This is a genomic window from Streptomyces sp. NRRL F-6676 (assembly GCF_000725625.1).
Taxonomy (GTDB): Bacteria; Actinomycetota; Actinomycetes; order Streptomycetales; family Streptomycetaceae; genus Streptomyces.
Map to the genome: position 1 here is coordinate 62,505 of NZ_JOHS01000007.1, position 11,095 is coordinate 73,599.

Below are 11,095 nucleotides of genomic sequence, written 5' to 3' on the forward strand. Positions count from 1 at the left end.
TGGCTCACCGTGCCGGTGAGCCACCCGCCCACTGGTGCGGTCAGCCGGCGGTCTCCACGCGGACGCCGGCCAGCCAGCCGCCCCAGCCGTCCTCGGGACGGCTGTCGGAGAAACGCAAGGACAGGCCGCTGCCGTCGCCGCCCGCCTGCCGGCGCAGGTCGGCGATGTCCAGCGTGCGCCGGTCGCGGTTGGACTGGAACATCACGGGGTCGGGCTCACGCAGGACGGTGGTCCAGTGTGTGCCGTCCGTGGACGCCTCGACCTGGAACTGGTTGGCGATGTCGAGTGTCACCTTGCCCCGGCTGCCCGCGGGAACGGGCAAACGGTACGTGAACGACGTGTCGTTGTCGGTGTAGCGGGCCCAGCCGCCGGCGCCGTCACCGGTGGTCTGCGAGCCGTCGTCCGCGACGAGGACGTCGTGTTCGGAGTCGGTGTTCGGTTCGATCTCGGTGACATCACCGACCACCTGGGCGTTGCCCTGGCCGCTCACCGTCCAGCCCGTCCAGCTCGCGGTCACCCCGATGTGCTGGGTGCCGGGGGTGGCGTCGGCGGCTGCGGTGACCGCGAGGGTGACCGTCTTAGCCGTGCCCGGGGCGAGGTTCTCGACCCGGGTGTGGGCGGGGTCGGCGGTCCAGCCGGCGGGCAGGGCGACCGCCAGGTCCGGCGAGAGCGTGCTGTCACCGGCGTTGGTCAGCTCGGCCTCGACGGACGCCGTCGTTCCCGGGCGCAGGGCCACGTCGGCGACGCTCACCTTCACCGGCGCGGTGGGAATGGTGTCCTTGGTCAGCAGCTCCACCTCGGCCAGCGATATCTTCTGCTGCTCGTCGGCGCTGGTGAACCGCAGCCGGTACCGCTCCGTGCTCGCCGGGTGCGCGATCCGGAAGGGCCGGGTCTGGCCGCGCCAGCGGAACCGCTCCCCGCTGCGGCGGTCCAGCGTTTTCCAGTGCTCACCGTCGTCGGACCCTTCCAGTACCCAGGTTCCCGGGTCCTGGTCGGGGGCGCCGTCGGAGGAGGTGAGCGTGTAGTACGTCACCTCGGTCCTGCCGCCCCCGTTGACCTGGTAGGCGACCTCGGGGTCGGTGCCGGTCAGAGACAGGGACGTCTTGGAGGTGTTGTCGAAGAGCGGGGCCATGTCCTGGCCGGAGGCGGACGACGCGTAACCCCGGTCCTTGCCCGTCACGTCGTGCAGCGGACGCGGAACCTGTCCGGTCTTCGTCGGCGAGAGGGGCACGTCGTATCTGCCGGTGCCCCACGAGGACGGCTTCGCGCCCATGGTGAAGCGCAGGTGGGCGCCGTTCGCCAGCTCCTTGTGCGAGATCGCCGTGGAGGTGTGGCGCTTGCCGTCGACGGTCAGGTTCCGCACGTAGATGTCGCCCTTGCTGGTGTTCGGGGCGTCGATCACCACGTCGCCGCCGGGCAGATGCAGGGTCGCCCTCTCGAACAGCGGGGAGCCGATGACGTAGTCACCGCTCGACGTCTGCAACGGGTACAGGCCCAGCGAGCTGAGGACCCACCAGGAGGAAGTGGCGCCGTTGTCCTCGTCGCCGGGGTAGCCCTGCCCGATGTCGGAGCCGAGCCAGCCGCGGTCCAACGCCTCGCGGACCGTCTTCTGCGCCTTGTACGGCTGTTGGGTGTAGTCGTACATGTACGGGATGTGGTACGAGACCTGGTTGGGGATGCTCCACTGACCCAGCCTCAGGTCCCGCGTCTCGCGCATCTCGTGGATGGCACTGCCGTACGTCCCCGGCAGGTCGGCCTTCTCCGGGGTGGCGAAGTACGCGTCCAGCTTGTCGGCGAGCGCCTTGCGGCCGCCGTACAGCCCGGCCAGGCCTTCACCGTCCTCGGGGGCCGGGAACGCCTCGGTCCAGCCGTCGGCCTCGGTGTAGTCGTGGCTGTTGCCCCAGACCTTCGGGTCGTAGCGGTCGGCGGAGGTGGTGCTGGTGCCGTCCGCCGACCTGCCCTGGAAGAACCCGGTGGCGGGATCGTAGAGGTCGGCGTAGCCGGCGGAGCGGTCGCGGAAGTACTCCGCCTCCTCGCTCAGGCGCCGGCGGTCCTTGGCCGATGTACCGGGCTGCCGCGCCCTCTTCTCGGCCATCGCGGCGATCGCGGAGTCGTTGACGTAGCCGTCGATGGACCAGGAGTAGCCAGCGGAGACGTCGTTGGGGACGTAGCCGAGGAACGTCGAGCGCTCCAGGCCGTCCCGGCCGACGCTGCTGTCCGGGGGACGGACGGTGGCGTTCTTCAGGGCCGCGTCGTACGTGTCCTCGGCATCGATCCCCGGAACGCCCTTGGTGTAGGCGTCGGCGAGGGCCGCGTCGGAGTTGGTGCCGGTCATCACGCGGGCGTAGCCGGGCGAGGACCAGGGGGATATCCAGCCGCCGTCGCGGTACTGCTGCACGAAGCCGTCCGCCAACTCGCCGGCCGTCCGCGGCCACAGCAGGGAGTACGCGGGCCATGCGGTCCGGAAGGTGTCCCAGAAACCGGTGTTGACGAAGACCTTGCCGTCGGCGATCTCGGCACCGGTCCGCGTGGGGCTGCTTGCCGGAGGAGTCCAGGAGCCCGAGGACTGCACGGCGTGCCGGTACTCCGGCCTGGACGCCGTACCGGTGTTCTCGTACGCCGAGTTCGGGTAGAGGTTCATCCGGTACAGGTTCGAGTAGAGCGTGGTGAGCTCGTCGTCCGAGCCGCCCTTGACCTCGACGACGCCGAGCCGTGCGTTCCAGGCCGCCTTGGCCCGCGCGGCGACCTTCTCCAGGGTGTCCTTGGCACCGATCTCCAGTTCCAGGTTCTTCCTGGCCTGGTCGACGCCGATGAGGGAGGTGGCGATGCGCAGGGTGACGGTGTCGCCGTTCCTGCCCGAGTCTCCGTCGAAGGACACATAGCCGGTCGAGGGCCGGTTGCCCTGGGTCAGCATGCCGCTGCCCGTCACGGACTTGTCGAAGGTGCCGTACATGTACATACGGCTCATGCCCGCGGAGATGGTACGGGTCTCGGACCAGCCGGACACGGTGCCGGACTTGGCGTCGATCGTGAGACCGGCGCGGTCGTCGACGTTGTCGAAGACGAGCTTCCGTCCGCCGTGATCCGGGAAGGTGAAGCGGAGGACGGCCGCGTGGTCGGTCGGTGCCATGTCGGCGCGCAGACCGTTGGTGAAGGTGACGCCGTAGTGGTACGGAAGCGCCGTCTCGTCCTCGTGCCGGAACGCCAGCGCGCGGGCCTCGCGGCCGGGGTCCGGGGCTCCCTCGGCGGTGGAGGGCATGACCTGGAACGTCTGCCGGTCGCCCATCCAGATGCTGGTCTCGTGGCTGGCGGCGAACGCCTGGATCTCCGGCAGGTTCTGGGCGTTGTTCTGCTGGTTGTAGCTGTAGAGGGTGCCCAGGGAGCCGGCGTCGGTCTCCGGCGTCCAGAAGTTGAAGCCGTTCGGGACCGCCGTGGCGGGGAAGTTGTTGCCGCGCGAGTAGTCACCACTGGACTGGGTTCCGCGGGTGGTGACGACCCAGTCGGCCGGGGAGGTGCGGTGGGGCGTGCTCGGGTGGCCGTCGAGGGATATGTCGTCGATCCAGCCGCCGACGTCCGACGGGCCCTTCGGACCGTCGTAGGTGAGCAGGATCCGGTCGACGGTACGGCCCTTCGCGACGTGGCCGAGGTCCGCCGCACGGCGGTTCCACTGCAAGGGGAGGACGGTCTTGGCGTCCCCCTGGGCGCGGGCGGCCAACCGGTCGCCGTATCGGTCGCGGGCGTTCAGGCCGCTGAGCCGCGAGCCGTCCGTGAACTCCAGGTCGACGGCGGCATAGGTGCTCGCGTAGTCGGCCTTCTTCTCGTCGAAGTCGGGGAAGAGCAGGTACGACAACTCGGTGTGCGGGCCGACCCGCACGTTGACGTCGGCCACGACCGTGGTGGCGTGGGCGGCGCCGTCGGCCTCGTGGCGCGCCGAGTAGTGGAGCGCGTGGAGACCGGTGAAACCCACGTCGGCCTTCGCGGCGTAGGTCCGGTCCGGTCCGTCGTCCACGACGGTGCGCAGTCCGCGCTCGCCGGAGCCGGGCTGGACCACGCCGAAGACGTCGGGCTCGCCGTCCGGTCCGGTGGCCGGTCTGCCGTCCGGCTGCGGATCGTTCGTCTCGAACGAACTGTGCCAGTCGGCGGCCGGCTTGGCCGGTTTGCCCGGCGGGTGCGCGGCGGCGTTCGCGCCACCGACCGCGGGACCGGCCAGGAGTGCCAGACCGAGGAGGCCGATCGTCCATCCGGAACGACCGTGGCGCCACTTTCTTCGATACATGCGTGATGACATGAGAGCCCCCCCAGGAACACCGGCTCAGCGCGCGTGACAACGTTGTCAAACTAGATGACGACCAGTGTTCACACCGAGGTGAACGGAAGTCAAGAGTTGTGCGGGCACAACGGGGCACCGTCGGCGAGGAATCGAGAGGCGTCAGCGGTGGTCCTGGCCGGTGGCGCCGGGAGCCGGATGCGGCCGCTCACGTTGCACTCTGTGCGGGTTGCCGGTGCGCAGGTGACCGCCAGGGCGTCGACCGAGCCGCGCCCCGGCCCGCCCGGGCGGCCATGGACCTACGCACAACACCGAGGCCGGGACCCCGCCGTCCGTGTCATCCACGAGTAGCGACACAGCTGCGAAGACGTACCAGGTTTCTGGACCTTGCCGACCCGAAGCCAAGTCATGGGGAGACCGGGATTCCCGGCACCCTCGCGGCTGGTTTCAGGATCGCCACGCACTCCACATGATGCGTCATCAGGCATGTCGCACACGAGGAACGTGGCATACCAGCAGGTCAACAACCATTTTCTGGACGCCCTCCCGAACGCTGTGATCGCCGACGCAGCCCGCACCATGCCGCACACTCCGCGCTCGCTGGAACTGACCGCCGAGGTCCTCGGCCGCGAAGTCCTGCTCGAAGCCCACCCAGCACGGTCGGCTCGGCGGTGCCGGCCCGACAACGGATCAACGTGCTCTTCGCGATGCTCCGCGACGGCACCTTCCATGAACCCCGACTGCGGTGCGCCGACCGTGACCAGGCGGACAACTTCGCCTGCCCGAGGTCCATGGGCCATGCGGCCAGGCCAGGCCAGAGCCAGGCCAGAGCCAGCGCTATCACATTCACAGTAGTATCACTGTTATCGGAAATTTGATTTCGTCGCCAGTATCGATGGTAACGTCTGAATGGTTCTGCCGGAAACACAGTGTGAGGAGAACCGTCATGCTCGACCGTTTGCGCATTGTCGGAGTGGAAGAAACCGTCGTCGTGCCGGCTGTCTACGAGGCGTACGAGCGGGTGGGGTCGCCCCGGATCCCCGCGCGCGGCTTCGGGGACAGTCCGGTTGCAAAGAATCTGCACGTGGTCGGTGAACAGCGGCTGGCCCACATGGACGATCAGGGCATCGACGTCGCCGTGCTGTCCCTGTCGTCTCCGGGCGTGCAGGACCTGCCGAAGACCGACGCCGTCGCGGTGGCCCGCGAGGCCAACGACCAGCTCGCCGAGATCGTCGCTTCCCGACCCGACCGCTTCCAGGCGTTCGCCGCGATCCCCACCCAGTCACCGGCCGCGGCCGCGGCGGAGTTGGAGCGCGTGGTGGTCGAGCTGGGCTTCCCCGGCGCCATGCTCTACGGCCGCACCGGGGACAAGCTGGCTGACCACCCGGACAACGACGAGCTGTACGCGATGGCCGAGCGCCTCGCCGTGCCGCTGCACTTCCACCCGCAAACGCCGGCTCAGCCCGTCATCGACGCCTACTACTCCAACCTTCCGGCCCCCATGGGCCCGGTGCTGGCCGGAGCCGGCCTCGGCTGGTACTACGACCTCGGTGTCCAGTACCTCCGCATGATCTTCTCGGGGGTCTTCGACCGGTTCCCCGACCTACAGGTGATCGCCGGGCACTGGGGCGAGGTCGTGATGTTCTACCTCGACCACACCGGCTTTTTCGGCGAGGCAGGCCGCCTGCGCCAGCCCCTCGCCGACTACTTCAAGCAGAACTTCTGGGTCGCGGGCAGCGGCACCAACAGCCCCCGCTACCTGCGCTGGACCGCCGAAGTGATGGGAACCGACCGGATGTTGTACTCCACCGACTACCCCTTCACCTACGGCTTCCGCCCGGGCGGCTTCCCCTACGTCGACACCAGCAACGGCGAAGCCCGCTCCTTCCTGGAGAACTCGCCCTTCACCGACGAGCAGAAGGCCGACATCGGCCACCGCAACTGGGAACGCCTCACCGCCCGCGCCAAGCGCCCGTCCGCCTGAAGCGCTACCCACATGGACCGGAATGCCACCACGCCCTCCGGCGGGCCCGCCGCCAGGTAGACACCCTGGCAGCCCACGTCGCGGGGGACGGCCAGCGGCAGGGCATCAATGGGACTCGGGGCCGTTCTCGCGCATCCACGTCATGCAGACCTGCCGCCGCGAACGACCGGGCATTGCGCCCGGCCAGGCGGAGGTCACACCCACCCCCATCAGCGGCCTCCGACGGCACCCTCGAGGCCGGGGGCACGCCCCAGGTCATCCGTTCGGCAGGGAGGACACAGCCGTGCCGCGGCCCGGAGACCGTCAGCCCTCTCCCCGGCCGGTCGCGCAGCCGCCCGCCGCGCTGCCGCGCTCCGAACTGTCCGAGTACACCGCGCGGTGGGGCGGCCCCGACTTCCGGCAGGCCGTCGAGGACAGCGGTACTCGCACGTCATGCACATCGTGTCCACGGTCACCGGCCGCATCGCCGCCGGCCGTACGGCCTGGGGGAGGTGCGCGGGTACCGCCCCCGGGACGACGCCGGGCGCCGCTTGAAGCCGCCCGCAGGCGGTGCCCCACCGCCCGCTGCGGAGACGCCGCCAAGACTGAACGTTCTACCGTTTGGTAAAGTGGCGGGCATGAGTCGGAGCACTGAAGGCGGCACCGTGTCCGAGGCGCGGACGCGGCTGCTGAACACGGCAACCCGGATCTTCTACGCCGAGGGCATCCACTCCGTCGGCATCGACCGGATCGTCGCCGAGGCGAAGGTGACCCGGGCCACCCTCTACCGGCACTTCGCGAGCAAGGAAGACCTCGTCCTGGCCTACCTCGACCAGGCCGACCGGGCCATGCGGGGGCAGGTCGAGGCCGCTCGGGCGAGCAGTACGTCGCCGACCGACCAGGTACGGGCCGTGGCCAAGGTGATCACCGACGGCATCCAGTCCACCGGATTCCGCGGCTGCGCCTTCCTCAACGCGGCCGCCGAATACTCCGACCCCGCCCACCCGATCCACCAGGCCGTCCTCGCCCACCGGCAGTGGTTCCTCGACACCGTCACCGAACTGCTGGCCCGGACCGGCGAGGCGACGGCCGACGCCGCCGGCCGTCACTTCGTCATGCTGCGCGACGGCGCCATGGCCGCCGGCTGCCTCTTCGACCCGAAGCTCATCTCCGACACCTTCCTGCACGGCGTCGAAGGCATCATCAAGGCCCGCACCATCCCCGAACTCACGAACGCGGCGGCCCCTGCGGCGCGGGACTGACGGCCCCACCGGCCGTGGTCATCGGCTTCGGTGAGCGCCCGGTGTCGTTGTCCGGGTCCTGGTCCCGGTCGGTCGTCGTCGATCCGGGTCCTGGTCCGGGTCGGTCCGGGTCCTGGCTCAGCCGATCTGTAGCACGGTCTGAAGCGGTCGACAGCAGTACACCGCGTGCCGCCCTCGGGCGCCTGTGTGTGCTCGATCGCGCCGAGCGCGGTCATGCCGGCGGTCGGCAGCGCGGCGGCCACGTGGCTCGGCATCCCGGTGGGGATGGTGGCCAGCGCGCCGAGTGCGGGCACCGCCTGGACGACGCGCACCTCGGCGAAGGTCCCGCACCGCAGTGGCCGGCTCCAGAACTGGCCGACGACACGGTCTCCGACGCGGAATCGCGTCACGTCCTCACCGATCGCCGTCACGGGCCGGCACCGTCCAGGCCGAGCGTGAGCGGGAACCGGTACTCCCCGAGCCATTCCAGGGCACCGGACGCGATGGCGGTGTCCAGCGGGTTGATCACCGCCGCCTCGACGGTGACCTGCGTCGTCGAGCCGCATGTGGCGGCGCTGCCCGCCGACCATCCACGTACCGGAGCCGGCCGGGTGCGGCCGGCCGACCTGGGGGTCGCCCCGCGGCGGCCGTCGCGCAGTCGCAGGGCATCGGTGCCGCACCGGACCGGACGACCGGACACCCCGGAACCCGCGGTGTCGCCCCGCCGGGCGAACCCTGAGGGCCGCGCGGCGGTCCCTGTCAGAGGTCGAACAGGGCGGCCGCGTTGTCGTGGCACACGGCCCGTAGCCAGTCGTCGCCGAGGTCCAGCCGTTCCAGGGACCGGAGTTGGTGGAGGTAGGGGTAGGGGATGTTGGGGAAGTCGGTGCCGAGCAGGATGCGGTCGCCGAGGGCGGCGAGGCGGGGCAGGGCTCTGCGGGGGAAGGGCATGAAGCCCTCGGTGAAGTCGGTGAAGGCCATCGTCGTGTCGAGGCGAACCTGGTCGTGGCGTTCGGCGAGGTCGAGGAAGTCCTCGTACTCGGGCATGCCCATGTGCGCGACGATCAGGCGCAGTCGGGGATGGCGGGCGAGGACGCGGGCGACGGGTCCGGGGCCGGTGTGCTTGCCGGGTGCGGGTCCGGAGCCGCAGTGGATCACCACGGGAGTCCCGGCCTCGGCCAGCAGTCCCCATGCCGTCCGGAGGCGTTCGTCGGCCGGGTCGTAACCGCCCACCTGCACGTGGGCCTTGAAGATCCGGGCGCCGGCCCCGAGGGCCTCCTGGACGTAGGCGGCGGTGTCGGACTCGGGATACAGGGTGGCCGTGTGCAGGCAGTCGGGAGTGCGGCGGGCGAAGTCTGCCGCCCAGCCGTTCAGCCACCGGGCCATGCCGGGTTTGTGCGGATAGAGCATGGAGGTGAAGGCCCGCACACCGAAGTCGCGCAGCAGCGCGGCGCGTTCGGCTTCCGCTCGCCGGTAGGTGATGGGCCAGGCGAGACCGCCGATCAGAGGGCCGCTGGTGTCGAAGTAGTCCCAGACCTTGTGCAGGACCCGTTCGGGCATGAAGTGGGTGTGGACGTCGATCAGCCCGGGCAGCCCCAGCCCGGTCCAGAAGCCGCGGATTCCGCGGGCCTCGCCTGGCCCGGCCTCGCACGGGGTGGTGCTCATCGGGTACTGCCTCCCACCGGTACGGCCCGCGAACGTTCGTGATCGATGAAGCCTGCCCGCTTTTCGTTCTCCGTGCACGGGGCGGGCCGCCACCGCCGGCCTCGCCGCCTGCCGACAACGGCTCTACGACGGACAGCTCGCCTGCGCGACCACCGCCGGGCGCCCACCAGTGCCTCCGGCCGCCCGTCCCCGCGTGCGGCCGGAGGGCGTGGTGGGTGCCCCGTCGGCCACGAGCAGCACCAGCGGCCGACCGCCGCAGCGGCGACACCGGCCTCACGCGGTGGCGGCCGGGCCCGCGGTGTCGTCCTCCTGGCCCAGTACGGCGTCCAGGAGGCCGGGGAAGCGCTTCTCCACGTCCTCCTTGCGCACCCGGACGGTGCGTGTGCGGCCGTCGACGACGGTGCGGGTCAGGCCGGCCTCGCGCAGTGTGCGGAAGTGGTGCGAGATGGTCGGCGGGGTCACCCCGAGGTTGGCGCACCACGTGCTGGCGCTGCAATCGAACGGTTCCGGCCCCCGGTACATCACGGTCATGATCGCCCGGCGGGCCGGGTCGACCAGGGCGCCGAGTACCGCCGTCAGGTCCAGTTCGTCGATCGACGGCTCCGGCAACTGCCGCGACATCGTGCCTCCTTCGCTCGGGACGGACGCCGCCATACTTTGACGGGCGTCGAATGTCAGTCTACCGTTGCCGCCATGATTCGATCAGCGTCGAAGTCCGACCCGTCATCACGGTTGGTGCTGCTCGCCGTCGGCACGTTCGTGCTCGGCATCGACAGCTTCGTACTCGCCGGGCTGCTGCCCGACGTCGCCCACGACCTGCATGTCAGCCTCGCCCGGGCCGGGCAGCTGACCACCGCCTTCGCCCTCGCCTACGCGATCGGCTCACCGCTGATCGCGACCGCCACGGGCCGGCTCGACCGGCGCGTGGTGCTCGGCGGCGGCATGGCGGTCTTCCTGCTCGGCATGGTCGGCCAGGCCCTCGGCCCGACCTACGCGACGGTGCTGGCCGGACGGATCCTGGCCGCGCTGGGCGCGGCCGCGTTCCAGGCCAACGCCTACGCGGTCGCCGGGTTCCTCTCGCCGCCCGAGCGGCGTGCGCGCTCACTGGCCATGGTGGGTGCCGGTACCAGTCTGGCCACGGTCATTGGAGTGCCCCTCGGCGTGCTGCTCGGTCAGCAGATCGGCTGGCGCGCGGCACTGTGGGCGATCACCGTCGCGGCGGCCGTGGCCGGCGCCCTGTGCCTGACCCTGCCCGGCATCCGGCTGCCCACCGCGTCGCTGCGCGAAAGGGTCGGCGTCTTCACCAGCCCCCGCATGCTCCTGCTGCTCTGCGGCACCGCGCTCCAACTCGTGCCGCTGTACGCCGTCATCAGCTATGTGGCCCCCGTCATCGGTGCGAAGGGGCAGACGGACACCCCGGTACTCGTCGCGCTGGTCGTCTTCGGTGCCGCCCTCTTCCTCGGCAACCGCCTCGTCGGCCACCTCGCCGACCGGTGGGGCGGGCTCCGGGTGATCACCGTGGGGCTGACCGTCAGCGCACTGGCGCTGGTCGCGCTCTGGATCCTCCGGCTGGATCTCGTCCCGGCGATCGCCGCACTGGCCGTGCTCGGCCTGGTCGGCTCCTTCCAGATAACGCCGCAGCAGACCCGGGTCTTCGCGGCCGGCGGTACGGCGGCCACCGTGGCACTCGGGCTGAACGGCTCGATGATCTACGTCGGCAGCGGAGGCGGCGCGGCACTCGGCGGCGGAGTCGTCGCCACGGCCGGGGCCGCCGCCGTGCCCCTCGTCGCCGCCGGCGCGGCCGTCGTCGCGCTGGCGTTCCTGTGGGCCACGGCACCGGAACGCCGGCCCGTCCACGACGCCGGTCAGGAGGCACGCACGGTGCGCGCGCCGGAACCGGACCGCGCGTCCGTCCGAGAGGGAGACGGAGGTGAGGCGGATGTCGTCGGCTGAGAACGGCCG

Annotated in this window: 7 protein-coding genes; 3 read left to right on the forward strand and 4 right to left on the reverse strand. The window is 70.8% G+C overall.

Annotated features, from left to right (window positions below; all coding sequences use genetic code 11):
- Window positions 1-40: 40 nt before the first annotated feature.
- A complete protein-coding gene (locus IO29_RS05635) occupies window positions 41-4,276 on the reverse strand; it encodes a GH92 family glycosyl hydrolase (RefSeq protein WP_063738067.1) in 4,236 nt (1,411 codons plus the stop codon).
- A 937-nt stretch (window positions 4,277-5,213) separates the two neighbouring features.
- Between IO29_RS05635 and IO29_RS05640 the strand changes: the two genes are divergently transcribed.
- Both IO29_RS05640 and IO29_RS05645 read left to right on the forward strand, forming a co-directional pair.
- A complete protein-coding gene (locus tag IO29_RS05640; protein ID WP_030377712.1) occupies window positions 5,214-6,251 on the forward strand; it encodes an amidohydrolase family protein in 1,038 nt (345 codons plus the stop codon).
- A gap of 617 nt (window positions 6,252-6,868) precedes the next feature.
- Window positions 6,869-7,492, forward strand: coding sequence for a TetR/AcrR family transcriptional regulator (locus IO29_RS05645; protein ID WP_030377711.1), 624 nt, complete (start codon window positions 6,869-6,871; stop codon window positions 7,490-7,492).
- A 406-nt stretch (window positions 7,493-7,898) separates the two neighbouring features.
- On the opposite strand, the gene IO29_RS37605 is transcribed toward IO29_RS05645, so the two are convergent.
- The 3 genes from IO29_RS37605 to IO29_RS05660 all read right to left on the reverse strand — a co-directional run bounded on the left by IO29_RS37605 (window position 7,899) and on the right by IO29_RS05660 (window position 9,754).
- On the reverse strand, window positions 7,899-8,171 hold the full coding sequence (locus tag IO29_RS37605) for a hypothetical protein (RefSeq protein ID WP_030377710.1): 273 nt from the start codon (window positions 8,169-8,171) through the stop codon (window positions 7,899-7,901).
- Window positions 8,172-8,230: 59 nt separating this feature from the next.
- The gene (locus tag IO29_RS05655) at window positions 8,231-9,133 is read right to left on the reverse strand and encodes an amidohydrolase family protein (RefSeq protein WP_030377709.1); all 903 of its coding nucleotides are present in this window, start codon (window positions 9,131-9,133) and stop codon (window positions 8,231-8,233) included.
- A gap of 273 nt (window positions 9,134-9,406) precedes the next feature.
- Window positions 9,407-9,754: an ArsR/SmtB family transcription factor gene (locus tag IO29_RS05660; protein WP_030377708.1), complete on the reverse strand. Its 348-nt coding sequence runs from the start codon at window positions 9,752-9,754 to the stop codon at window positions 9,407-9,409.
- Window positions 9,755-9,826: 72 nt separating this feature from the next.
- On the opposite strand from IO29_RS05660, the gene IO29_RS05665 reads away from it, so the two are divergent.
- Window positions 9,827-11,086: an MFS transporter gene (locus IO29_RS05665; RefSeq protein ID WP_078618079.1), complete on the forward strand. Its 1,260-nt coding sequence runs from the start codon at window positions 9,827-9,829 to the stop codon at window positions 11,084-11,086.
- Window positions 11,087-11,095 lie beyond the last annotated feature (9 nt).

Excerpts from the sequence above, each read along its gene's own strand:
- IO29_RS05645 (WP_030377711.1), top strand. The coding sequence starts at position 6,869 with ATGAGTCGGAGCACTGAAGGCGGCACCGTGTCCGAGGCGCGGACGCGG.
- IO29_RS05660 (WP_030377708.1), bottom strand. The coding sequence starts at position 9,754 with ATGTCGCGGCAGTTGCCGGAGCCGTCGATCGACGAACTGGACCTGACG.
- IO29_RS05665 (WP_078618079.1), top strand. The coding sequence starts at position 9,827 with ATGATTCGATCAGCGTCGAAGTCCGACCCGTCATCACGGTTGGTGCTG.
- IO29_RS05640 (WP_030377712.1), top strand. The coding sequence starts at position 5,214 with ATGCTCGACCGTTTGCGCATTGTCGGAGTGGAAGAAACCGTCGTCGTG.
- IO29_RS05655 (WP_030377709.1), bottom strand. The coding sequence starts at position 9,133 with ATGAGCACCACCCCGTGCGAGGCCGGGCCAGGCGAGGCCCGCGGAATC.
- IO29_RS05635 (WP_063738067.1), bottom strand. The coding sequence starts at position 4,276 with ATGTATCGAAGAAAGTGGCGCCACGGTCGTTCCGGATGGACGATCGGC.